Raw genomic sequence first — 24666 nt, forward strand, 5'->3', positions numbered from 1 at the left:
CCGCGCGGTCCTGCCCGCGCGGGGCGCACGACGGCGCGCGGCGGCAAGGTGGCGCCCCGCCGCCGGGGTGACCTCCCGGGGCGGGGCGCAGTGCCGGGCGGTGCCTCTCCGCCCGACGCCGGTGGCCGCGGGGAACCGCCCGGGACGCTCCGTGCCCCGCCGGCGCCAGCCCCGCGGCTGGCCTGTGCTGTGCTCAGTTGTGCTCTGGGACCCAGTGCGCTGCTGCCTGGCCGTCCCGTCCGAACCGATGGCTCCAGCGTACGGAGGGCAGCTTGCGCCGGGGTGTCCCGTGTGTTTAATCGCGGTTACGGCGCTTGCTGGGGTTTCACCGTCGAGCTGCGGCTCCGAGCGGACGTGGCCAGCGGCTACGGTAAAGAGGTTCCGCAACCCTTCATCAAGGAAGTCCGCTGATGCACGTGACACCCGCTGAGCACCGAAGTGCGGATCGTGGCGGCCGGGACATGGATCGTGCGGCCGTGACGCGCCTCCCGCTGGCCCTCCTGAGGAGCCAGGCCCAGATCTTCTTCCAGCCCGCGTGGCTCACGGGAGTCCTGCTCCTCGCCGCCTTCGCGGTCGCGAGCCCTCTCCTGGCGGGGCTCGCGCTGCTCGGCGCGGCGGTCCAGTCCGCCACAGCCTGGTTCATCCCGGCGCTGGACCGGACCGACGTCGTCGAGGGCAAGCACGGGTTCTGCGGGGCCCTGACCGCCGTCGCGGCCGGCACGGCCCTGGGCCCGACGCCCGCGGCGCTCGTGTGGGCGGTGGCGGGCTCGGTGGCGTGCGCCGGCGTCGTGCTCCTCATGGACCGCGGCAGGACCGCCGAGCGGGGCCTGCCCGCGATGACCGCGCCGTTCTGCGCCGTCAGCAGCGTTGCGCTCCTGGCCACCGCGTCGATGCAGTCGCCGCCCCCGGCCTTCGCCTACCACCCGACGGGCACGCTCCTCGACCCGGTCGTCGCCGTGCTCCTCAGCGTCGCCCAGGTGGTCCTGCTGGACAACGTCTGGAGCGGCGCCCTCATCCTGGCGGGGCTCTTCGCCGCGGGATGGGCTGTGGGCCTGTGGGCCCTCGTCGGCGCCGCCGTGGCCTCCGCCGTCGCATGGGCCGTCGGCGCGGACGCGGACGGCGTGCTCAACGGCCTGGACGGGTACTCGGGCGTGCTCGTGGCGCTGAGCCTCGGACTGGTCTTCGCGCGGTCCCGGTACCGGGTCCCGATCACCCTCGCCGGAGTGGCGCTCACGGTCCCGGTGCGGCTCCTCCTGGCAGGCGCCGGCGTGCCCGTGTACACGTGGACGTTCGTGCTCGTGACGTGGGCCGCGCTGGTGCTGATCCACCTGGCGCGAAGCAGGACGAAAGGCGGTTCCGGAGCACCTCCCCGGCATGCCTAGGATGGGATCACTCGGAGAGAAAGAGGCGACAACGATGCTGTTCGACCACGACAACGACGATCCGATCCGCGTCCTGAACGACGCCGAGAGCTGGGAACTGCTCGAGGCCGCGCGCCATGGCCGTCTGGCCACCTTCGCCGCGGGTGAGCTCGACATCGTGCCCATCAACTTCCGGGCCTCGGGCCGCCGCCTGTTCCTCAAGACGACGCCCGGCACCAAGCTCGCGGAACTCACCATCCACCCCGGCGTCGCCTTCGAGGCCGACGGCGTGATGCAGGACGAGGCGTGGAGCGTCGTCGTCAAGGGCACCGCCCGAGTGCTCGAGCACTCCGCCGAGATCGAGGAGGCGGAGGCCGTCGGCATCGAGACGTGGCTGCCCACCGTCAAGTCCGTGTACGTCGAGATCGAGCCCCAGCACGTCGAGGGCCGCCACTTCCGCCTCGGCGCGGAGCCGGAGGCCACGACCGCGCACGACTACTGAGCCCTGGCACCGCGCCATGGCCAACTCGCCGTCGGGCGACTCGATGGTCCACCGCCTCGTGCGGGTCATCGAGGCGTTCGACGGCGAGCACCGCACCTTGAGCGCGGCGGAGCTCGCCCGCCGCGCCGGCCTGCCCACGACCACCGCGTACCGGCTCGTCGAGGAACTGCTCGCGGAGTCGCTCCTCGACCGTGACGGGCGGCGGCTCCGGCTCGGGACCCGGCTCTGGGAGCTGGTCTCCCGTGGCTCCAAGGTCCTGGGGCTCCGCGAGGCGGCCCTGCCCTTCATGGAAGACGTGCAGTCCGTGGTGGGCCACCACACCGTCCTCGGGATCCTGGACCAGAACGAGGTCCTCTACATCGAGCGGATCGGCTCCAACTCCTCGACCATCAACATCACCAAGGTGGCCGGCCGCCTGCCCGTCCACGCGACGTCGACCGGCCTGGTCCTCATGGCCTTCGGCCCCGCGGACGCGCAGGAGACCTTCCTGCGCCGGCGCCTGCCCCGGTACACCGACACGACCACGACCGATCCGGACGAGCTCCGCCGCAGGCTCGCCGAGGTCCGCCAGATGGGCTTCTGCGTCATGACCGGGGCCATCGTTCCCGAATCCACCGGCGTCGCCGTGCCGGTCTTCAACGCCGAGGGCACCGCTATCGCGGGCCTCAGCGTCGTCATCCCCCGCGCCGGGGGCCCCCTGCAGACCTCGATCTCCGCGCTCCAGACCGCTGCCCGCGGCATCTCCCGCGCGCTGGGGTGGGACGGGACGCTGCGGGACGCGATCCGCAGGAGCCTCTAGGGCACACGACGGCCGACCCCTTGCCCGAAACAATTCCCGATGATCGGGAATGTGTGATGTGCAGAACACGCCGAACCCCGACTCTCGTGAGTAGCCAGTTTCCCGGCTCGAAGGAGAGTCCCATGAAGTACCTCATCGGCGCCCCGCGCAGCTCGTACGACGTCGTCGTGCTCGGCTCCGGCGCAGGCGCCCTCACCGCCGCGGCGACGGCCGCGCGCTCCGGCAAGTCCGTCCTCGTCCTCGAGAAGGCCAGCCTGCTCGGCGGAACGAGCGCCATCTCGGGCGGCATGCTCTGGATCGCGGCGAACCACCACGCCCGCGAGGCCATGGCGGACGGCGGGTTCGCCGACACCCGCGAGGCCGCCGCTGAGTACGTCCGCGCAGTCTCCCGCGGCCGCGGCCGCGAGGAGCTCCTCGACGCCGCGGTCTCCTACGGCGACACCATGCTCCGCTACGCCGAGGACGAGCTCGGCGTGAAGTTCCTCTTCCTCGACAACTTCCCCGACTACCGCCAGGACCTCCCGGGCGCGCTGGACGGCGGCCGCACCATCGAGCCGCAGCTGGCCAACATCGCCGAGCTCCTCGGCGACCTCGCCGAGCATGTGCGCTCCGACGGCCGCGCCCCCTTCACGATGCAGGAGTACGAGGACTGGGGCGCCTTCACGCGCTTCCCCTGGGACGAGCTCGACGCCCGCGCGAAGGCCGGACTCGTCGCCAAGGGCCGCGCCCTCATCGCGATGCTCCTCGCGGCCGCCGTCCGCCACGGCGTCCACGTCGCGGTCGAGGCCCGCGGCGAGAGGCTGGCGCACGACGGCGGCCGGGTCACCGGCGTCGTACTCGCCACCGGGGAGGAGATCGCCGCGGCGGACGCCGTGGTGATCGGCACCGGCGGGTTCGAGTGGGACCACGCCCTCGCCGACTCGATGCTCGCGAGCCGCCTCTACACCATGTGCTCCCCGCCCACGAACGAGGGCGACGGCCTGCGCATGGCCCAGCGCCTCGGCGCCCAGACGCGCGGCACGCGCGAGGCCTGGTGGGCGCCCATGTCCATCACCGGCGACACCCGGGACGGCAAGCCGATCGGCACCCTCCTGCGCTTCGAGCGCCAGGGACCGGGCTCGATCATGGTCAACCGCCACGGGAAGCGCTTCGCCAACGAGTCGCAGAACTACAACGACCTGGCCCGCTGCCTCCAGTCCTGGGACTCCCCCGCCAACACCACGCTCAACACCCCCGCGCACGTCGTCTTCGACCACGCCTACCTCGAGCGCTACGGCATCCTCGCCCACCGCGCGGGCGAGCCCACGCCGTCGTACCTCATCGAGGGCGCGACCCTGCCGGAGCTCGCGGCGAAGATCGGCGTGCCCGCCGAGAACCTCGTCGCGACGGTCGAGCGGTTCAACGCGTTCGCGGTCAAGGGCGAGGACCCGGACTTCCACCGCGGCGAGACGGCCTACGACAGGTACTGGGGCGACGCCGAGAACGCGTGGCCCAACCCCTCGCTCGGCCCGCTCGAGCGCGGCCCGTTCTACGCGATGGAGGTGGTCAACGGCGCGTTCGGCACGAACGGCGGGATCGCCACCGACGGCCGGGCCCGCGTGCTCGACGTCGACGGCGCCCCGATCGCCGGCCTCTTCGCCGTGGGCAACGCGACCGAGAGCGCCTACGCGGCGGGCTACCCCGGCGCCGGCGCGACCCTCGGCCCGCTCATGACGATGGGCTACCTTGCCGGCCGGACGATCGCCGGGGAGCCGGCCGAGTACGACGCCGGGGCTGCCGCCGCCGGCGCTGTCACCGCCGAGCTGGCGGGGGCGGCGCGATGATCCGCCACGCCGTCCTGTTCAAGTTCAAGCCCGACTTCCCTGCCGAGCAGCGGGAGGCCTGGACCGCGGGACTGGACCGCATGCGCGGGAACGTCCCCGGGCTCCTGGCCCTGACGCACGGGCCGGACGTCATCCGCTCCGAGCGGGCCTTCGACTACGCGATCGTCGCGGACTTCGAGTCCGTCGCCGACATCGAGGTGTACAACACCCACCCCCTGCACGAACCGCTGAAGAAGTACTCCTTCCCCAACAGCGAGCAGATCATCTCCGTCGACTTCGAGATCAGCAAGGATGCACCATGAGCAACGTCGCTCCGCGCACCGCAGCAGCACCCGCGCCCTCCGCTGCGCAGCCCCGCAAGACCCCGGGCAAGGCGGCACTCGCGTCGTTCCTCGGCTCCACGCTCGAGTACTACGACTTCTTCATCTACGGCACCGCGGCCGCGCTGGTGTTCCCCGCGCTGTTCTTCCCCGCCGACAACCCGACCGCGGGCCTCGTGGCGGCGTTCGCGACCTTCGGCGTCGCCTACGTGGCCCGCCCGCTCGGCGGCATGGTCATGGGCCACTTCGGCGACCGCCTCGGGCGCCGCAACGTGCTCCTCGTGACGCTCTCGCTCATGGGGCTCGCCTCGCTCGGCATCGGCTTCCTCCCGACGTACGACGCCGTGGGCCTCCTCGCGCCCGTGCTCCTCACCCTCGGCCGGCTCATCCAGGGCTTCTCCGCGGGTGCGGAGTCGGCAGGCGCCTCGACGCTGACCCTCGAGCACTCCCCCGACGGCCGCCGCGGCTTCTTCACCTCGTTCGTCATGACCGGCTACGCCTCCGGGATGGTCCTGGCGACCCTCGTGTTCGTCCCGATCACGGCGCTGCCGAAGGACGACCTCATGTCCTGGGGCTGGCGCGTGCCGTTCTGGTGCTCCATCGTGGTCCTCGCGATCGCCTACTGGGTCCGGACGCACCTCGAGGAGACCCCGGTGTTCGAGGAGGCCAAGGAGGAGGCCCTCGAGACGGGCACGGCCCGCAAGCTCCCGCTCGGCCAGGTGCTCCGGTTCCAGGCGCCCGACGTGCTGCGGGTCCTGTTCATGTCCATCTTCTCGGTCATGCAGACCATCTTCACGGTGTTCGGGCTCTCCTACGCCACCGCCCACGGCGGCTTCGACAAGGGCGCGATCCTGACGATCAACGCCGTGACCATCGGCGCCTCCATGCTGGTGATGCCCGCCGTGGCCACACTCTCGGACCGGATCGGCCGCAAGCCCCTCATGCTCACCGCGATGCTCGGCTGCTCCGCCGCCCTGTTCGCCTACTTCTGGGCCCTCGGCACCGGCAACCTCGTCCTCGTGTTCATCGCGAGCTTCGTCTTCATGACGCTGCTGTACTCGGGCTTCAACGGCGTGTGGCCGGCCTTCTTCGCGGAGCTCTTCGCCGCCCCCGTCCGCTACACGGGCATGGCCCTGGGCAACCAGCTCGGCCTCCTCGTCGCGGGCTTCGGGCCCATGATCGGCGGCCTGCTCATGACGGCGGGCCCGACAGGCTGGGTCCCGGTTGCCGTCTTCGGGGCGGCCTGCGCGATCGCCGCCGCGATCGCCGCCTTCAGCGCCCGCGAGACCGCCCACACGCCGGTCGACGAGCTCGGCGAGCCCTACCTCACCGCCACCCGCACGAAGTGACCTCAGGAGACATCGGCACCATGAGCAACGACAAGACAGTGGCCTGCGACGTCCTCGTCGTCGGATCGGGAGCGGCCGGGATGGCCGCAGCCCTCAAGGCGGCGAGCCAGGGCCTGAGCGTGATCGTCGCCGAGAAGGAGCAGCACTTCGGCGGCACGACGGCGATCTCCGCCGGCTGGGCCTGGGTGCCCGGCAACCGTGTCGGCGCCGCCGCCGGGGACACCCGCGAGGAGGTCGAGACCTACCTGAAGAACCTTGCCCCCGAGACGTACAACGCCGACGGCGTCAGGCAGTTCCTCGACACCGTCCCCGAGGCGCTGGAGTTCTTCGAGCGGGAGACCGACGTCGAATTCGTCTACCCCGAGAAGGCTCCCGACTACCAGATGGACCTCCCCGGCGCGCGCCTGGGCGGCCGCGCGATCCTGCCCAAGGACACCGATGCACGCATCCTCGGGGACAAGCGCCTGCTCATGCAGCCCTACCTGTCCTCCTACACGGTGTTCGGGTACATGCCCCAGGTCGGGCCGGACATGAACGAGTTCGTCCACGTCAACCAGTCGCTGAAGTCCTTCGTGTACGTGGCGAAGAAGCTCCTGCGGACCTGGTTCGACACGGCCCGCTACCGCCGCCCGGTGCTGCGCACCAACGGCAACGCGCTCATGACCCTCATGGTCAAGAGCGCCCTCGACGCCGGCATCCGGCTGTGGGAGGGCACCCCGGTCGTCTCCCTCACCCGGGGCGACGACGGCGCCGTCACCGGTGCCGTGCTCGGCGGCCGGCACGCCGGGCGCGTCGAGGCGAGGCTCGGCGTCGTGCTCGCCGCCGGCGGGTTCTCCGGCAGCGCCGAGCTGCGGCAGAAGTACTTCCCGCACGACGCCGCGGGCGACGACCACTTCACCCCCACCGTGGGCCACGGCGGCGATGCCGCGAACCTCGCGCTGTCCGCGGGCGGCTACATCGACGACCGCGTCTCCTCGGTCGGCTCGTGGGCCCCCGTGACTGTGTTCCGGCACAACGACGGGCGCCAGCGGCTCTTCCCGCACCTTCGCGCGATCGGCCTTCCCGGCCTCATCGCAGTGGACCGGCACGGGAAGCGCTTCGGCAACGAGGCCCTGAGCTACCACGACTTCGGCGGGGCGATGATCGCCCACAACGCCGGCGAGGAGAAGACCTTCGGCTGGGTCATCGGGGACGCGAAGACCATGCACAAGTACGGCATCGGCTACGCCAAGCCGTGGCCCATGCCGCGCGGGTACTTCTACAGGGTCGGGTACCTCGTCAAGGGCGCCACCCTCCCGGAGCTCGCGGGGAAGATCGGCGTGGACGCCGCCGGGCTCGAAGCGACCGTCGCCGAGTTCAACCGCAACGCCGCAGCCGGCACCGACCCGGAGTTCGGCCGCGGCTCCACCGAGTACAACCACTTCCGGGGCGACATGGACCACCGCCCCAACCCCAACCTCGCCCCGCTGGACAAGGGCCCGTTCTACGCGGCCAAGATCCAGATGGGAGACCTGGGCACGTTCGCCGGGGTGGCCGTGGACTCGGACAACACGGTCGTGACCGAGGAGGGCGCGCCCATCCCGGGCCTGTACGCGGTCGGCGCCGCGGCGCGCAGCGTGTTCGGCGGCGGGTACCCAGGCTACGGCTCGCACATCGGCGCGGCCCTCGTGTTCGGCTACCGCGCCGGACGCGACATCGCCCAGCTCGCCGCCGAGCGCGGGGCGGCCCGCGGGATCGAGACCACCGAGGAGGCGGCACGATGAGCACGCTGTCGGACCGCGTCGCCGGAAAGGTCGCCCTCATCTCCGGCGCCGCCCGCGGCATGGGCGCCTCCCACGCCCGCGTGCTCGCCGCGCACGGGGCGAAGGTCGTCATCGGGGACCTGCTCGACGACGAGGGCCGCGCCCTCGCCGCAAAGATCAACGCGGAGTTCAACGCCGGCTTCGGCGGTGATGTGGCGCTGTTCGTCCACCTTGACGTGACGGACTTCGCGAGCTGGGAACAGGCGGTGGGCGCCGCCGTCGAGCGTTTCGGGACGCTGGACGTGCTGGTGAACAACGCCGGCATCTTCACGCGCGGCAGCGTCGAGGAGGCGGACGTCGACGAGTGGCGCCGCACCATAGACATCGACCTGACCGGGAACTTCCTCGGCATGAAGGCGGCGGTTCCGGCCATGAAGGCCTCAGGCGGCTCGATCATCAACATCTCCTCGATCGCCGGGCTCGTCGGGTTCAAGAACCGCGCCGCGTACGCCGCGGCGAAGTGGGGCGTCCAGGGTCTCACCAAGACGAGCGCGCTGGATCTCGGGCCGTACGGCATCCGCGTCAACTCCGTGCACCCGGGGTCGGTCAAGACGCCTCTGACGGCGGGCCTGAAGCGCGGGTTCGGGCAGATCCCGCTGGGCCGGGACGCGGCGCCTGAGGAGATCTCCGACCTCATCCTGTACCTCGCCTCGGACGAGTCGCGGTTCATGACCGGGGCGAACCTCGCGATCGACGGCGGCGAGACCGCGGGCAACAACCTGCGGCAGGACGCGTGAGCGCGTCCTTCACGGACCGCGTCGCCGTCATCACCGGTGCGGCGTCGGGCATCGGGGCCGCGACGGCGAGGCTGCTCGCCCAGCGGGGCGCCGCCGTCGTGCTCGGCGACGTCGCGGAGGGGGCGCACGACGTCGCGCGCTCCCTCCGCGGGGACGGGCACCGGGCGCTGTGCGTGCGCACCGACGTCACGGACGAGGACTCGGTGGCTGCGCTCATGGACCGCGCAGCCGCCGAGTTCGGCGGTCCCGACGTGCTCGTGGCCAACGCCGGCATCGCCGAGCCGAAGGCGCCGCTGCACGAGCTCGACGTCGACGCGTGGCGGCGCGTCGTGGAGATCGACCTCACCGGGGTAGCGCTGTGCGGGAAGCACGCGCTGCGGCACATGGTCGCCGCCGGCGGCGGCTCGATCGTCAACGTGTCCTCGATCCTCGGGACCGTGGGCCAGGCGAACAGCACGTCCTACTCGGCGGCGAAGGCCGCCGTCGCGAATCTGACCCGGTCCGCAGCCGTGACGTACGCGTCCCAGGGGATCCGTGTCAACGCGGTCGCGCCCGGCTATGCCGACACCCCGCTCGTGGCCGGTCTTCCCGACGAGGTCCGCGCGGCGATCGCGGCGCGGCAGCCGATCGGGCGGCTTGCCCGGCCCGAGGAGGTGGCCGAGGCCATCGCCTTCCTCGCCTCGGACGCGGCGTCGTTCGTGGTCGGCGCGGTCCTCGCGGTCGACGGCGGGTACACGGCGGTGTAGCCGGCCATGCCCACGCCCGCCGAACCCACCCGCGACTCGATCATCAGCCGCGTGGTGCGGATCCTGAGCTGCTTCGACCGCAGCACCGCAGCCCTGAGCCTGAGCAGCCTCGCTCGGCGCTCGGGGCTGCCGCTCACCACCGCCCACCGGCTCTGCGAGGAGCTGCTCCGGCATGGCCTCCTCGAGCGTGACGCCGCCGGCGACCTGCGTCCCGGGCTGCGCATCTGGGAGCTGGGTTCCCGCGCCTCCCACGCCCTCACGCTGAGCGAGGCCTGCCGCCCCTACATGGAGGACCTCCAGGACACCGTGCGCCAGCACGTGACCCTGGCGGTGATGGACCGCGGGAGCGCCCTCTACGTGGAGCGGCTCTCCGCGCCCGAGTCCCCGCTCGACGCCGCCCACATCGCCCAGCGCATGCCGCTGCACGCGTCCTCGAGCGGCCTCGTCCTGCTCGCGTTCTCGGACCCGGAGGTCAGGGCCAGCGCCCTTGCCGGCCCGCTCGAGAAGGTCACCCCCGCCACCGTCACCGACCCCGAGCAACTGCGGCGCCACCTCGCCGACATCCGGCAGAGGGGCTTCGCCGCGCCGCCCGGCGTGGGACGCGCCGAATGGATCGGCGTCGCCGTGCCGGTGTTCGGGCCCGGCCAGAGCGCGCACGGGCCCTGCATCGCGGCGGCTCTGAACTGCATCCTCCCCCTCGACGCCGCGGACCTCGTCCCGCGCGTCGTCCCGGCGCTGACGACGGCTGCCCGCGGCATGTCCCGCGCCCTCCGCGGCTGAGCCCTGCCCTCTCCCCACGCCCCACGTTGAGGAGCCACCTCCCCCTGTCGAGGGGTCACCTCCCCGTGTCGAGGGGTCACCTCCGCGCCGGGGGCGGCGACTTCTTCCGGTGACCGGAAGGGCGCCTCCCGCCACCCGCCGGGCTCGGCCAGACTCAATCCATCGACGTGATCAGCGTCACGGGGCAGGGCCCAGCACCCGCTCCGACACCCCAACCCTTGCGACCGCAGTGCGCGCAGTGCCGCGCGCCCTCGGCGGAAAGGACCCAGGATGACCATCACCTGCCCCTTCACCGGAGCCACGGCCGACGCCGCCGGTGCGGCTCCCAGCCCCGGCGACCAGGCCGGCGTCGTGCGCCCGACCGAACCGACCCTGCCGCCGTACTCGCACGAGCTCGACTGGCCCGACGGCCTGGAGCCCTTCAAGGTGGTCGACGACGGCAGTCAGGGCGACCCCTACGCTCACTACGCGTGGATGCTCGAGAACGCCCCGGTCCTGCGCGCGGCTTCCGCGACCACGGACGTCTGGTTCATCTCGCGCTTCGAGGACGTCCGCAAGGCGCTCCGCGCCCCCAAGGTGTTCTCCTCCGAGGTGGTCAAGCCGGTGCCGCTGACGTTCCTGACGCTCATCGACGCCCCGGACCACGCCCGGCTGCGGCAGATCGTCGCGAAGGCGTTCACGCCGAAGGCGATCGGCCTCTTCGAGGACCGCATCCGCGAAACCGCCACACGCCTGCTCGACGGGCTGATCGCCCGCGGAGGCGGCGACGTCGTCGAGGAGTACGCGATCCCGCTGAGCATGTCCACCATCAGCGCCCTCCTCGACGTCCCGGCCGAGGACTTCGACAAGATGAAGTTCTGGTCCGACGAGACGTTCAGCTACTTCGGCCGCCTCGCCCGCAACGCCCCGGGCACCGGGACGGACGAGGAGAGCGCCCTCGCGTTCTTCGCGTACCTCAAGGACACGATGGAGCGCCTGCACGCCGCCGGCAACGAGTCGGTCGGAGGCCAGATCGCCCGGATGTGGAAGGACGGGCAGCTCTCCGAGAAGGAAGCCAAGGAGCTGTGCGCGTTCGTCTTCATCGCCGGCCACGACACCACGACGATCCTCCTGGCCAACGCGTTCCGCGTCTGCGCCGAGAACCCGCAGCTGCTCGCGCAGGTGCGTGAGACGCCGTCGGGCGCCGAGAAGTTCGTCGAGGAGCTTGCCCGGTTCCGGGGCACCGTCCAGCGCGTTTCCCGGGTCACGACCGAGGACGTCGAGGTCGCGGGGGTGGTGGTCCCCGCCGGGTCGATCGTCCGGCTCATGCCCGCGGCGGCGAACCACGACCCCCGCAAGTACCCCAACCCGGACGTGTTCGACCTCGACCGGGACACGAGCGGCCACATGGGCTTCGGCCACGGTGTCCACGCGTGCCTCGGCGCACCCCTGGCCCGCCTCGAGACGGTCGTGACCGCCGAGCTCCTGAGCCAGCGCCTCGCCGGTGTGGCGCTCGACCCGGCGCAACCGATCGAGTATGTGCGCGGCAACAACCTGACCAACTCGGGGCCGGAGCGCCTCGTCGTCTCCGTGGAGGGACTCAAGACCGTGGAGGGAAGCCATGAGTGAGACCATCCAGCCGGCGCGGCCGATCGTCGTCGTCGGATCGGGACACGCAGGGGTCGGCGTCGCCGCGGGGCTGCGCTCGCGCGGCTGGGACGGCCGTGTGGTCCTCATCGACGCCGAGGGGCAGCTTCCGTACGAGCGGCCGCCGCTCTCCAAGGACCTCCTCGCCCCCGGCGCCGCGGCCGAGCCCGTGCCCATGCGCAAGGAGGCCTGGTACGCCGCGCGGCGGATCGAGCGCGTGCACGGCACGGCCGTTGCGGTGGACCGGGAGCGCCGCGAACTGACGCTCGACGACGGGCGCGTCCTGCCGTACGCGAAGCTCGTCCTCGCGACGGGTTCGACGCCGCGCCGGCTCACCGTCCCGGGTGGGGACCTCGACGGCGTCCTGCTCCTCAAGACCCTCCCGGACGCCCGCCGCCTCGCGGGCGAGCTGGCGCCCGGCCGGCACGTCGTCGTCATCGGGGCCGGCTACATCGGACTCGAGGTGGCTGCGGCGGCGGCGAAGCTCGGCTGCTCGGTCACCGTCCTCGAGTTCCAGGACCGGGTCATGAGCCGCGTGACCAGCGAGCCCGTATCCCGGTTCTTCGAGGACGTCCACCGGCGTGCCGGGGTCGAGTTCCGCTTCGGCGCCGCGGTCACCGCGATCGAGGGCACGGGTTCCGCGGGAGGCGCGGACCGGGTCGAGTGGGTCGTGACGGCCGACGGCGCGCGGCACCGTGCCGACGTCGTCGTCGCCGGGATCGGGGTGGTGCCCGAGCAGGGGCTCGCCGTCGCGGCCGGCCTGGACGTGAGCGACGGCGTGCTCGTCGATGCGGCCGGGCGGACCTCCGACCCGGACATCTACGCCGCCGGCGATGCGACCCGGTTCGCGAGCCTCTACGACGGGGCGAGCCAGCGTCTCGAATGCATCCAGAATGCCCGCGCCCAGGCCGAGGCCATCGCGGCGGACATCACCGGGCAGGCGCAGCCGGCCGCCGAGGTGCCCTGGTTCTGGACGGTCCAGCACGGCGTGCGACTGCAGACCGCGGGCGTGCGCCACCCGGACGACGACGTCATCCTGCGCGGCGCCCCGGCCACGGGGAAGTTCACCGTTGTCTACCTCCGCGACGGCCGCGTTGCTGCCGTGGACACCGTCGGATCGCTCGCCGACTTCAACGCCGGCAAGCGGCTCGTCGCCCAGCGGGCTGCACTCTCCCCCGCGCTTGCCGCGGACCCGTCCGTCCCGCTCGAGCAGGCCGTTGTGTCGCTCGAACCGGCATTCTGACCCCCCAACAACCACTGCCGAAAGGTGAGCGACATGCCCACGACCATCACCGCCGTCGACCGCGACGGCACCCAGCACTCCCTCGAATGGGACGAGGATCAGTCCCTCATGGAGGTCCTCCGCGACAACGACCTGCCCGTGCTCGCCTCGTGCGGCGGGACGGCGTCCTGCGCGACGTGCCACGTGTACCTCGACGAGCCCGTCGCGGTCCGGCTGGGCGCGCGCAGCGGCGACGAGGAGGAGCTCCTGGCCGACGCCGAGGGGTTCCGCGAGTGCGGCTCCCGCCTCTCCTGCCAGATCGCGCACGACCAGGAGCTGGACGGCATCCGCGTGGAGCTCGCGCCGGAGTCCTGAGGGGCCCCGCCGCGCCCGCGCCGTCTCGGGTACAGATATCCACGCCCCACGCCGTCTCGGGTACAGATATCCACGCCCCCGCCGTCTCGGGTACAGATATCCACGCCCCGCGCCATCTCGGGTACGCACGACGCCGTCGGGCGACCCACCTCCACATGCAGCCCGAGCCTGCTGGCCGACTTCTCGGTCAGGCCGGCCGAGTCGCCTGGCAGGGCGGTTCCTCCCCGACTGAGGCGCCGAGACGCGGATGAGACGGGTTGCGGGGGACGGCGAGACGCCCTGCCGCCGGTAAGACGCCCTCAAGCCGCCTCCCTCGCCGCAAGGCGTCTCCGCGTCTTGACGCTCGCCCCACCCGTCCGCCCGCAGCCCGCAGCCCGCAGCCCGCTCCAGAGTTGGCGTACCCGAGACGCCGCCAGCGCGAATCTGCCGTACCCGAAACGCCACCAGCGCGAATCTGCCGTACCCGAGACGCCGCCAGCGCGAATCTGCCGTACCCGAAACGCCGCCAGCGCGAATCTGCCGTACCCGAAACGGGGGGCGGGTCCCAGGGCGGGTGGGCACGGCCTCCCGGTACCCGAGACGCCGCAGGAGGGTGCGGGGCACCTAGGTGCGGGGCGGCGCTCCGGCCGACGCCGCGGTCTGCTCGTCGAGGTCGATCCCCCCTGCGAACTGGCTCATGTAGAGCCGGTGGTAGGCGCCGCCGCGCTCGAGGAGCTCCTCGTGCCGGCCCTGCTCGACGATCTTGCCGTTCTCCATGACGAGGATCGTGTCCGCGTCCCGGATCGTGGAGAGCCGGTGGGCGATCACGAACGAGGTGCGGTCCGTGCGGAGCGCGGCCATGGCCTTCTGCACGAGCAGCTCGGTGCGGGTGTCCACGGACGAGGTGGCCTCGTCGAGGATCAGCAGCGAGGGGTTCGAGACGAAGGCGCGGGCGATCGTGATGAGCTGCTTCTCGCCGGCGGAGACGTTGGTGCCCTCCTCGTCGATGACGGTCTGGTAGCCGTCGGGAAGCGCCCTGACGAACCGGTCCACGTAGGTCGCCCTCGCCGCGGCGATGACCTCCTCCTCCGTCGCATCGAGGTTCCCGTAGCGGATGTTGTCGTAGATCGTCCCGCCGAACAGCCACGCATCCTGCAGGACCATGCCCACCTTCGAACGCAGCTCGGCGCGCGAGAGGTCGCGGATGTCCACGCCGTCGAGCAGGATCCGGCCGGCCTGGATCTCGTAGAACCGCATCACGAGATTCACGAGGGTCGTCTTGCCGGCGCCGGTGGGGCCGACGATGGCGACGGTGTGGCCCGGCTCTGCCGTGAGCGACAGGTCCTCGATGAGCGGCTTGTCCTCGGAGTAGGAGAACGAGACGTGCTCGAAGTCGACGTGCCCGTCCGTGACCGCCGGCAGGTGCGAAGTGGCCGTCTCCGGCTCCTCTTCGTCGGCGTCGAGCAGCTCGAAGGTCCGCTCGGCGGAGGCGACGCCGGACTGGAGCATGTTGGCCATGCCCGCGATCTGGCCCAGCGGCTGCGTGAACTCGCGGGAGTACTGGATGAACGCGGTCGCGTCGCCGAGGCTCATCTGGCCGGCGGCGACTCGCAGGCCGCCGACGACGGCGATGCCCACGTAGGCGAGGTAGCTCACCCAGTTCATGACCGGGAAGATCATGCCGGACACGAACTGCGCGTTGAACGAGGCCCGGTACAGTTCCTCGTTCTTCTCGTCGAACCTTCGCACCATGTCCGCCTGGCGGCCGAACACCGTCGCGAGGTCGTGGCCGGAGAAGGACTCCTCGATCTGTCCGTTGAGCAGACCCGTGTTCTTCCACTGCGACTGGAACATCTTCTGGCTGCGCGAGCCGATCACGCCCGCCACGACGCCCGAGAGGGGCAGCGCGATGAGGGCGATGAGGGCGAGCTGCCACGACACGATGAACATCATGACGACGATGCCGAGCACCTGCAGGAGCGAGGACAGCAGCTGCGAGAACGCCTGCTGGAGGCCCTGCTGGATGTTGTCCACGTCGTTCGTCACCCGGGAGAGCACGTCGCCGCGCTGCCGGGTGTCGAAGTAGCCGAGCGGGAGGCGGTTGATCTTCGCCTCGATGTCCTGACGGAGCCGGTAGACGACCCGCATGACGAGCCGGTTGAGGATGTAGCCCTGCGCCCACATGAACACGCCGGCAACGAAGTACATGAGCAGCACGACGGCGATGAGGAACGTCAGCCGCGAGAAGTCGATGCCCTGCCCCGGCACGAGGTTCATGCCGGAGAGCATGTCCGCGAAGTTGCCCTGGCCCTGCGCCCGCAGGCCCTCGACGACCTGGTCCTTCGTGACGCCGGCAGGCATCTGCTTGCCGATGGCGCCGGCGAAGATGACGTCCATGGCCTGGCCGAGGATCTTCGGGGCGATCACGGTGAGCACCACGGAGACGAGGATGAAGAGCACGACGACGCTCATGAGCGCCCGCTCGGGCTTCAGCAGCCCCATGAGCCGCTTGGCGCTGGGGCCGAAGTTCTTGGCCTTCTTGGCCGGCATCTCGCCGAACATGCCGCCGTCGGCCTCGGTGGGGCGGTACTCCTCCTCGAGGATCTCCTCGGCTTCGGCGACCACCTGGCCGCCCTGGGGCGCTCCGTCCTGGGACACGGCTTCCTTCCGGACCTCGTTCTTGCCCTGCCTCGTGAATCGGCGATCAGCCACCGTGCACCTCCTTGCTGCCGGAGGAGACGCTCGCGGCCTCTTCGGCCGTGATCTGCGACTGCACGATCTCCTGGTACGTCGGCGAGGTCTCGAGCAGTTCCTCGTGCGTGCCGCGGTCCACGATCTTGCCCTTGTCGAGCACGAGGATGAGGTCGGCGTCGATGATCGTGGACACCCGCTGGGCCACGATGATGACCGTCGCGTCGGCGGTCTGCTTCTTCAGGGCGCGGCGCAGCCTCGCGTCGGTCGTGACGTCGAGGGCCGAGAACGAGTCGTCGAACAGGTACACGGCGGGCTTCGCGACGAGGGCGCGCGCGATGCACAGGCGCTGGCGCTGGCCGCCGGAGACGTTCGTGCCGCCCTGCGCGATGCCGGCCTCGAGGCCCTTGGGCTTCTCGCGGACGAAGTCCGCCCCCTGTGCCACGTCGAGTGCCTGCCAGAGCTCATCCTCGCTCGCGTCCTCGCGGCCGAACCGGAGGTTGTGGGCGATCGAGCCCGAGAACAGGTAGGGCCGCTGCGGGACCATGGCCACGCGGGAGGTGATCTCGGAGCGGGGCATCCTGTCTACGGGCACCCCGTCGAGGAGCACGTGGCCGCTCCCCGCGTCGTAGAGGCGCGGGATGAGGGACAGCAGGGTCGTCTTGCCCGAACCGGTCGCACCGATGATCGCCACCGTCTGGCCCGGCCGCGCGGTGAAAGTGAGGCCCGAGAGGACCGCGGCCTCCGCGCCCGGATACGAGAAGGAGACGTCGCGGAACTCGACGACGCCCTCGCGCTTGGCCGGGATCTCCGGATCGCCGGGAGCGGCCATCGAGGGCACGACGGCGAGCACCTCGCCGATGCGGTCGGCGCAGACGGAGGCGCGCGGGATCATCATGGCCATGAACGTGCCCATCATGACGGCCATGAGGATCTGCAGGAGGTACTGGAGGAACGCCGTGAGGGACCCGACCTGCATCTCGCCCGCGTCCACGCGCTGGCCGCCGAAGTAGAGGACCGCGGCGGTGGACAGGTGCAGGAGCATCATGATGATCGGGAACATGAGCACGAAGATCGCGCCGACCCGGAGGGAGATGTCGGTGAGGGCCTTGTTCGCCTCGGCGAACCGCCCTTCCTCGAACGGCTCGCGCACGAAGGCGCGCACCACTCGGATGCCCATGATCTGCTCGCGCAGCACCCCGTTGATCCCGTCGACCCGCTTCTGCATGCCGCGGAAGAGCGGCAGGAGCAGGTACACGAGGTAGCCGACGATCGCGAACAGCACCGGCACGGACACCCAGACGAGCCACGAGAGCCCGAGGTCCTCGCGAAGCGCCATAATGATGCCGCCCACGCACATGATCGGTGCGGACACCATGAAGTTCAGCCCCATCAGGAGGACCATCTGGACCTGCTGGACATCATTGGTCCCGCGGGTGATCAGGGTCGGCGCACCGAAGGACTGGACCTCCTGCGCGGAGTAGGACGTGACCTTGCGGAAGACTGCCTGCCGGAGGTCCCTGCCGAAGGCCATCGCGGTCTTCGAGCCGAAGTAGACCGCGGCGATCGCGGTGATCACCTGTGCCAGCGCAATGCCGAGCATGAGGGCGCCCTGCCGCCAGATGTACCCGGTATCACCCTTCGCGACGCCCTGGTCGATGATCTGGGCGTTGATGCTGGGCAGGTAGAGGGTCGCAATGGTGGTCGCGAGCTGGAAGACGACCACAGCCAGAATCCAGGGCCAGTAGCGGGCGCTGTAGCGCCGGATGAGTGTGAGGAGCATCGACGTCCTTCGAGTCTTGGGCCCCCGCGGGATGCCGAAAGGGGCGTGTCAAGCGTAGGCCCGCGCGCACCTGCGGGGCATCAGTCCTGAGGACTAATCAGCCAGCCTGCGGACAGCGATTGTCCGCAGGCTGGCTGATCGATGAGAAGCCTCCGACAGGGCCTCAGGTCGCCGTGTGGCGGCCACGCGTGGCGAGGTAGAGCGCCGCCTCCTTCTGGAGCTGCCGTTCGGCCGCGAGCTCGGCCTGGAGTTCGGCGAGCGACACCGCCGTCTCGGCCTGCGCCTTGGCCGTCTGGCCCTGCTCGGCGGCGATGCGCTGCTGTGCCTCGAGCTGGTCCGCGGCCCGGGAGAACAGCTGGCCCAGTTGGACCTGCTGCGCGGCGAGGAGCCGCTGCGTCTCCTGGAGGACGGCGACGTCGGGCACGCCGGCGGCACCCGCGCGCTCCGCGGACGAGGAGGCGGACTCGGCCTCGGCCAGCAGGAGCTGCAGCTCGCCGTCCAGGCCCACGGCCTCGCCCTCGCGCCCGGCCAGTGCGGCGCGGACCGCAGCCCGGCGGGACGCGTAGTCGTCGGCCGCACCCGCAGCGGGTATGCCTGCCTCCGCGCGGCGGTGGGCAGCGGACGACGGCGAGCCGGTCGCCTCGGGCGAGGAGGCGGCGTCGTGCGTCTGGCCCGGTTCGGAGGGCTTGACGATGTCCACCGTGCGGCGCAGCGGGACCTCCTTGATGAAGGCCACCGCGATGAGCGCGACGACCGCGATTACGGCCGCGATGAGGAACACCCGGGCGGTCGCGTCACCGAACGCGCCGCGGACGATCTCGGCGATGGGGGCGGGCATGTCCTTGAGGTCCATGCTCCCGCCGGCGGAGCCGCCCGAGGCCTGGATGCCATGGTCGGCGAGGCCCTGGACGACGAGGTCGCTCGAGCGGTTGCTCAGGACGGCGCCGAGCACCGACACGCCCACGGCGCCGAACACGGAGCGGAAGAACGCGACCGTGGAGCTGGCCGTGCCGATGTCCGCGGCGCGGACAGTGTTCTGCACGCCGAGCACGAGGTTCTGCATTGTCATGCCGAGGCCGAGGCCGAGCCCGAACGTGTACACGCCGGTGATCCAGAGCTCGGTGGTGTGGTCGATCGTGCCGAGCAGGCCCAGGCTCGCGATCGTCAGGACCGAGCCGAGGACGAGCCAGCGCTTCCACTTGCCGGTCCGCGTGATGATCTGGCCGGACACGACCGAGCCGAGGAAGTTGCCCGCGATCATGGGCAGGGTCAGCAGGCCGGCCTCGGTCGGCGTCGCGCCGCGGGCCACCTGGAAGTACTGGCCCAGGAAGGAGGACGAGGCGAACATCGCCACGCCGACGGCCGCGGACGCGAGGATGCTGAGCGCCGTCGTGCGGTTGGCGACGATCTTGAGCGGGATGATCGGCATGGCCACGCGGGACTCGACGACCACGAGGAGGATCAGGCCCAGGACGGAGCCGCCGACCATGGCGGCGGTCTGCCAGCTCCACCAGTCGTAGTAGTCGGCCTTGCCGGCGAAGGAGACCCAGATGAGCAGCGTCGAGACCGACGCGGTGAGCAGGAGGGTGCCGAGCCAGTCGATCTTGGCGGGGCGCTTCACGTGCTGGATCTTGAGCGTGGTCTGGATGAGGAACAGCGCGACGACGGCGAGCGGCACGCAGACGAAGAACGTCCAGCGCCAGCCCAGCGGCGAGTCCACGATGAAGCCGCCCAGGAGCGGGCCGCCCGCGGTGCCGACGGCCATGACGGCGCCCATGTAGCCCGAGTACTTGCCGCGCTCGCGCGGCGGGATCATGGTGCCGATGATCGCCATGGCCAGGGCCGTGAGCCCGCCCATGCCGACGCCCTGGATCACGCGCGCCGTGAGGAGGGACGGGATGTCCTGCGCGAACCCGGCGACGACCGATCCTGCGACGAACACCACGATGTTCAGCTGCGTGAGGAGCTTCTTGTTGAACAGGTCCGCGAGCTTGCCCCAGACCGGGGTGGTCACGGCGTTGGCCAGGAGGGCCGCGGTGATGACCCACGCGAAGTCGGTCTGGGTGCCCTTGAGGTCCGCCATGATGGTCGGCAGGGCGTTCGCCACGATCGTGGACGAGAGGATCGCGGTGAAGAACGCCGCGAGGAGGCCCGTGAGGGCCTCGAGGATCTGCTTGTGGCTCATCTGCGGAGCCGGTGCTTCAGTGGGCTGCACGCGCTTCCTCCTGTGCGGTCGTAGTGGTCATGGCTGTGAGGCGGCGGTCGGCGGACCCGCGCCGGAGGGCGTCCGAGAGCTGGGACAGGGCCTCGACCGCGGCGGCCGCCTGCCCCTCGTCCCAGTCGGCGAGGTAGCTCTGGAGCCGGGCGATCCGGTGCTCCTCGATCTCGCGCAGCGCGGCCCACCCGGACTCGGTGAGCGCGATGAGCTGGGCCCTGCGGTCCTCGGGGTCGCGGTGCCGCTCGACGTACCCGAGGGCCTCGAGGTCGGAGAGGTGCCGGCTCAGGACCGGGGCGCTCACCCCGAGCCGCGAGGCGATCTCGACGGCGCGCCCCCCGTGCTCGGCGACCATGCGCAGCACGCCCTGGAAGGCGACGCCGAGGTCGTGGTGCTTGAGCTCCGAGTGGGCGAGGCAGCGCACGACGCGCTGGAGGTCGAAGACCCGGTGGACGAGTTCCCGCGCGGTCTCGGGATCGACAGGCATTGCCGCCTCCTCAATTGATTGCTTACAGCAACTATACGCCACGAAGGTTGCCTACACAAACCAATTCACTAGGTAACCTTTGTAAGCTTCGCCACTCTCCGGCGCAGCGCGCCCGCCCTTAACGACGTCTGGGGGTCACCTCCTGGGGGTCACATCGAGTGACCCCCAGGAGGTGACCCCCAGACGGGGCGGGCGGGGCGGCGGGCGGGCCGGGCCGGCTACGCCTCCAGGTGCGTCGGGGCGAACATCTTCAGGAGCGTCTCGACCACGACGACGTTGGGCCCGTCCGCGGCGAAGCCCTCCTCGAGCGCCTCCCGCACGCCGTCCACGGAGACGCGCTTGGCCGGGACGCCGAAGGATTCCGCGAGCGCCACGAAGTCCGGGCGCGCGAGCTCCGTCGCGGTGGCCTTGCCGAAGGCACCCACCATGTACTCGCGCAGGATCCCGTACCCGCCGTCGTCGACGATGAGCCACGTGACCGGCACACTGTGCTGCCGCGCCGTCGCGAGCTCGGAGATCGAGTACATCGCGGACCCGTCACCGGACACCGCGAGCACCCGCGAGGGCTTGCCGACGGTCGCGAGGCCCACTGCGCCGCCGATCGCGGCGGGGAACCCGAAGCCGAGGCCGCCCGCGCCCTGGGCGGAGTGGAACTGGCCCTGCCTGGCGTCCCAGCAGCTCCAGGCCCAGTAGGCGGAGATCGTCATGTCCCAGAAGGTCTGCATGTCGTCCGGCACGGCCGCGCGGATGTCCGCCATGAAGCGCAGCTCCTTGCCGAGGTCCTGCGAGGCGAGGCGCGCGCGGACAGCTTCGAGCGAACCGGCGACCACCTCCTCCGGGCTCCTCCCGTGCCAGTCCGGGGCCGGCCGCTCCCCGTCGAGCGCCCCGGGCAGCGCCGCGTCCAGTGCGGCGTTCAGTGCGTCCAGCGCCTGCCCGGCGTCGGCCCGGATCCCGAGTCCGGGCCGGTTCGACTCGAGGACCCGCGGCTCGGCGTCGATCTGGATGATCCGCCCGCGCGGCTCGAACGTGAAGTAGTTCGACGTGACCTCCCCCAGCGAGGACCCGATGACCACGAGCACGTCCGCGTCCTCGAGGAGGTCGGTCATGTGCCGGTCCTCGATCCAGGACTGGAGCGAGAGCGGGTGCTCCCACGGGAACGCTCCGTTGCCGCCGGGCGTGCAGATCACCGGGGCCCGCAGGCGCTCGGCGAAGGAGAGCAGCGCCTTCTCGGCGTGCCCTCGCCGGGTCCCGCCGCCGGCGATGACCGCGGGCCGACGGGCCTCGCGCAGCCACCTGACGGCCTCGCGCACGAGCTCGACGCGGGGCGGGTTGTCGGCCGCGACCGCGAGCGCGTCCTCGACCGGCGGGACCATGATCGGCTCGAGGAGCACGTTCTGCGGGATCTCGACCCACACGGGGCCCTGGGGCGAGGAGATCGCGTCGGTCCAGGCGTCCTGGATGGCGGACGGGATGCCCGAGGCGTGCTGGATGAGCCGCTGGCTCTTCGTGACGTTGGCGGCGGAGGCCTTCTGGTCGTCGAGCTGGTGCAGCATGCCCTTGCGCCGCGCGCCGAGGCCCTCGAGCGGGATCTGGCTCGCGATGACCACCATCGGCACGCCGGTCGCGTACGCCTCCTGCAGGCCCGCGAGCGAGGTGAGCGCACCGGGGCCGGTGGAGAGGAACAGGACCCCGACCTCGCCCGTGGCGCGGGAATAGCCGTCCGCGGCGAACGCCGAGTTGTTCTCCACCCGGCTCGAGACGAACTTCAGGTTCCCGCGGCCCATCGCGTCGAACAGCCCGAGCGCGTGCTGGCCGGGGATTCCGAACACGGTCTTCGCGCCCAGCGCCTCGAGCGTCTCGACGACGAGGTCGCCGCCGTTCCGCACGGAACGGTCACCGTCCTGGCGCACGACGCCGTCCTGGCCGCCCTGCGCCGCGCGCTCGCCGTCCTCGCGGGCCGCCGCGGCGATGCCCGCCTCGCGGGCCTGGATTGCCTCGGCCTCCCCCGTGCGGGGCGACTCGACGGCGCTCACTGGGCGCCCGCCGTCGTGCGGTCCTGGTTGCGGCCGTGCTCTTGGTTTCGACTGCGCTCAACCACCGGGCGGGGAAGCTCGCTCATGAGCGTCACGAGGTCGTAGGCCACGTGGCTCGCGGCGACGCCCGTGATCTCGGCGTGGTCGTAGGCGGGGGCGACTTCGACGACGTCGGCGGCGACGAGGTTGAGCCCGCGCAGGCCGCGGATGATCTCGAGCAGTTCCCGGCTGGTCATGCCGCCGGCCTCGGGGGTGCCGGTGCCGGGAGCATGGGCGGGGTCGAGGACGTCGATGTCCACCGAGATGTAGAGCGGACGGCTGCCGATCCGGTCGCGCAGCTTTGCGACCACCTCGCGGACGCCCTGGTAGTAGACGTCCGAGGAGGTGACGATGCCGAAGCCGAAGCGGCGGTCGTCCTCGAGGTCGCGCTTGCCGTAGAGCGGGCCGCGCGTGCCGACGTGGGACAGGGCCTCGGTGTCGAGGATGCCCTCCTCGACGGCGCGCCGGAACGGGGTGCCGTGCGTGTACTCGGCGCCGAAGTACGTGTCCCACGTGTCGAGGTGGGCGTCGAAGTGCAGGAGCGCCACGGGTTCCCCCGCGCGTTCGGACGCGGCGCGCAGGAGTGGGAGAGCGATCGTGTGGTCGCCGCCGAGCGTGAGGAGGCGGGCGCCGTCGGCCGTGAGGTCCAGCGCGTCCTGCTGGATGGCCTCGATGGCCTCGTGGATGTTGAAGGGGTTCACGGCCATGTCGCCGGCGTCGGCGACCTGGGCGCTCGCGAACGGCGAGACGTCCTGCGCCGGGTTGTAGGGGCGGAGCAGGCGGCTCGCCTCGCGGACGTGGTTCGCGCCGAACCGCGCCCCCGGGCGGTACGAGACCCCCGAGTCGAACGGGACGCCGACGACGGCGATGTCCGCCCGCCGCACCTGGTCGAGGCGGGGCAGGCGGGCGAACGTCGCGGCGCCGGCGAAGCGCGGGATGCGGGACGAATCAATGGGGCCGAGGTTGCCGTTCTCCTCGATGCGCAGCTCTTGCACGATAACCCTCCGTAGGTGGTTCTTCTGTGAGCCAGCGTACAGGAGAAGTTGTCCCATATGCACCCCTTGTTTACCTGATCGCCTGGGTCAGCCGGCCGCCAGGCTCAGGACCATCGCCTTGACCTGCAGGCCCGACCGGGAGGCCCACCACGCCCTTGCCCCGTCCACGGAACCGCACTTCTCGACCTCGGGCCCCAGTTCCACGACCGGCAGGTAGGGTCCGCCGGGCCCCGGACCCTGCGCCGGGCCGCCCTGCGGGAGGCCGCGCAGGGTCCCCGGGCCATTCGCCGGGACCTCGCCCGAAAGCTTCAGGGTGCAGAGCGTGCCCGGGCCGCCGCCGCCCGCGGGCTCCTCCGCGAAGAAGGAGTACTGCAGCGCGGGGCTCCACCCGCCGGCCGCCATCCCGGGCAGCGCGCCCGACTCGATGACGGTCCACTGGACTGGCCAGCCGACGTCGTAGCTCGTGGCGTTGATCATCACCGTGAGGACCGTCTTCCCGGCGGCGTCTCTGAACTCTGCGGACTCCCCCATCACGGGTCCCCGCGGGAACGCCTTCGCCTCAACCGTCCACTCTGCCAGGTAGCGGAGGGAGAGCTTCTGGGTGGTGAAGGTGAACGTCGAGAGGTCCGCGGTCGCGGTTGGCGGGGCCGCTGACGCGGCGGCGGCGGTCCTGGTCTCCGCGGCGGTCGCAGTTGGCGACGCGGAGCCGGCGCCCGAGACCGCGGCGCAGCCTGACAGCGCGAGGACGATGCCGAATGCGGCGAGGACCGCGGCGGTGCGGGCTGCTGGGATGGGCTCCATGATGGTCACTCCTGGGTGCGGGCGCGGGAGGCGCGAGTCAACCGTGGCACCGCCATTCGGGGGCCCGCTAGGGCCGGAAGAGTATATCCATCGAAGTGAAATTCACTTGTTATCGGAACGGCGACGGCTCCACGGCGACTGTGAGCGCGCCGTGACCGCGCCGCACGAGGCTCCCCGGCGGCGTCGTGCGCAAAGACACCG

The 24666-nt window shown here is 71.4% G+C and carries 20 protein-coding genes; 13 read left to right on the forward strand and 7 right to left on the reverse strand.

Annotation, left to right across the window (positions count from 1 at the left end):
• Positions 1–476 precede the first annotated feature (476 nt).
• From ACQ5BE_RS15060 to ACQ5BE_RS15120, 13 genes are all read left to right on the forward strand, one after another.
• On the forward strand, positions 477–1382 hold the full coding sequence (locus tag ACQ5BE_RS15060; RefSeq protein WP_430297820.1) for an urea transporter: 906 nt from the start codon (positions 477–479) through the stop codon (positions 1380–1382).
• Between the two features lie 34 nt (positions 1383–1416).
• Positions 1417–1863, forward strand: coding sequence for a pyridoxamine 5'-phosphate oxidase family protein (locus ACQ5BE_RS15065; RefSeq protein ID WP_208711822.1), 447 nt, complete (start codon positions 1417–1419; stop codon positions 1861–1863).
• A gap of 16 nt (positions 1864–1879) precedes the next feature.
• Entirely contained in the window at positions 1880–2662 is a 783-nt protein-coding gene (locus ACQ5BE_RS15070; protein WP_430297821.1) for an IclR family transcriptional regulator, read from the forward strand.
• Positions 2663–2784: 122 nt separating this feature from the next.
• Positions 2785–4485: an FAD-dependent oxidoreductase gene (locus tag ACQ5BE_RS15075; RefSeq protein ID WP_430297822.1), complete on the forward strand. Its 1701-nt coding sequence runs from the start codon at positions 2785–2787 to the stop codon at positions 4483–4485.
• Positions 4482–4787 carry a Dabb family protein gene (locus ACQ5BE_RS15080; protein WP_208711819.1) on the forward strand — a complete coding sequence of 102 codons (306 nt, stop codon included), beginning with the start codon at positions 4482–4484 and terminating at the stop codon, positions 4785–4787. The genes ACQ5BE_RS15075 and ACQ5BE_RS15080 overlap by 4 nt, the downstream gene beginning before the upstream one ends.
• Entirely contained in the window at positions 4784–6154 is a 1371-nt protein-coding gene (locus ACQ5BE_RS15085) for an MFS transporter (RefSeq protein ID WP_430297823.1), read from the forward strand. The genes ACQ5BE_RS15080 and ACQ5BE_RS15085 overlap by 4 nt, the downstream gene beginning before the upstream one ends.
• A gap of 20 nt (positions 6155–6174) precedes the next feature.
• A complete protein-coding gene (locus ACQ5BE_RS15090) occupies positions 6175–7917 on the forward strand; it encodes an FAD-dependent oxidoreductase (RefSeq protein ID WP_430297824.1) in 1743 nt (580 codons plus the stop codon).
• Positions 7914–8693 carry an SDR family oxidoreductase gene (locus tag ACQ5BE_RS15095; RefSeq protein WP_430297825.1) on the forward strand — a complete coding sequence of 260 codons (780 nt, stop codon included), beginning with the start codon at positions 7914–7916 and terminating at the stop codon, positions 8691–8693. Before ACQ5BE_RS15090 ends, ACQ5BE_RS15095 begins: the two co-directional genes overlap by 4 nt.
• On the forward strand, positions 8690–9439 hold the full coding sequence (locus tag ACQ5BE_RS15100) for an SDR family NAD(P)-dependent oxidoreductase (RefSeq protein WP_430297826.1): 750 nt from the start codon (positions 8690–8692) through the stop codon (positions 9437–9439). Before ACQ5BE_RS15095 ends, ACQ5BE_RS15100 begins: the two co-directional genes overlap by 4 nt.
• Before the next feature lie 6 nt (positions 9440–9445).
• A complete protein-coding gene (locus ACQ5BE_RS15105) occupies positions 9446–10219 on the forward strand; it encodes an IclR family transcriptional regulator (protein WP_430297827.1) in 774 nt (257 codons plus the stop codon).
• A gap of 270 nt (positions 10220–10489) precedes the next feature.
• On the forward strand, positions 10490–11827 hold the full coding sequence (locus tag ACQ5BE_RS15110; RefSeq protein WP_430297828.1) for a cytochrome P450: 1338 nt from the start codon (positions 10490–10492) through the stop codon (positions 11825–11827).
• The gene (locus ACQ5BE_RS15115) at positions 11820–13088 is read left to right on the forward strand and encodes an NAD(P)/FAD-dependent oxidoreductase (protein ID WP_430297829.1); all 1269 of its coding nucleotides are present in this window, start codon (positions 11820–11822) and stop codon (positions 13086–13088) included. The genes ACQ5BE_RS15110 and ACQ5BE_RS15115 overlap by 8 nt, the downstream gene beginning before the upstream one ends.
• 33 nt (positions 13089–13121) lie before the next feature.
• Positions 13122–13442 (forward strand): 2Fe-2S iron-sulfur cluster-binding protein, encoded by a 321-nt coding sequence (locus tag ACQ5BE_RS15120; protein WP_430297830.1) that lies wholly within the window; start codon positions 13122–13124, stop codon positions 13440–13442.
• A gap of 603 nt (positions 13443–14045) precedes the next feature.
• On the opposite strand, the gene ACQ5BE_RS15125 is transcribed toward ACQ5BE_RS15120, so the two are convergent.
• From ACQ5BE_RS15125 to ACQ5BE_RS15155, 7 genes are all read right to left on the reverse strand, one after another.
• On the reverse strand, positions 14046–15983 hold the full coding sequence (locus ACQ5BE_RS15125) for an ABC transporter ATP-binding protein (RefSeq protein ID WP_430297862.1): 1938 nt from the start codon (positions 15981–15983) through the stop codon (positions 14046–14048).
• A gap of 142 nt (positions 15984–16125) precedes the next feature.
• Positions 16126–17895, reverse strand: coding sequence for an ABC transporter ATP-binding protein (locus ACQ5BE_RS15130; protein WP_430297831.1), 1770 nt, complete (start codon positions 17893–17895; stop codon positions 16126–16128).
• A gap of 163 nt (positions 17896–18058) precedes the next feature.
• Positions 18059–20080 carry an MFS transporter gene (locus ACQ5BE_RS15135; protein WP_430297863.1) on the reverse strand — a complete coding sequence of 674 codons (2022 nt, stop codon included), beginning with the start codon at positions 20078–20080 and terminating at the stop codon, positions 18059–18061.
• A gap of 16 nt (positions 20081–20096) precedes the next feature.
• The gene (locus tag ACQ5BE_RS15140; RefSeq protein WP_430297832.1) at positions 20097–20597 is read right to left on the reverse strand and encodes a MarR family winged helix-turn-helix transcriptional regulator; all 501 of its coding nucleotides are present in this window, start codon (positions 20595–20597) and stop codon (positions 20097–20099) included.
• Positions 20598–20815: 218 nt separating this feature from the next.
• A complete protein-coding gene (locus ACQ5BE_RS15145) occupies positions 20816–22507 on the reverse strand; it encodes a thiamine pyrophosphate-binding protein (protein ID WP_430297864.1) in 1692 nt (563 codons plus the stop codon).
• Positions 22508–22626: 119 nt separating this feature from the next.
• On the reverse strand, positions 22627–23664 hold the full coding sequence (speB, locus tag ACQ5BE_RS15150; RefSeq protein WP_430297833.1) for an agmatinase: 1038 nt from the start codon (positions 23662–23664) through the stop codon (positions 22627–22629).
• Positions 23665–23751: 87 nt separating this feature from the next.
• Complete coding sequence (locus ACQ5BE_RS15155; RefSeq protein ID WP_430297834.1) at positions 23752–24465, reverse strand: hypothetical protein; 714 nt, start codon at positions 24463–24465, stop codon at positions 23752–23754.
• Positions 24466–24666 lie beyond the last annotated feature (201 nt).

It is taken from the genome of Sinomonas sp. B1-1 (assembly GCF_050474465.1).
GTDB classification, from domain to species: Bacteria; Actinomycetota; Actinomycetes; order Actinomycetales; family Micrococcaceae; genus Sinomonas; species Sinomonas flava.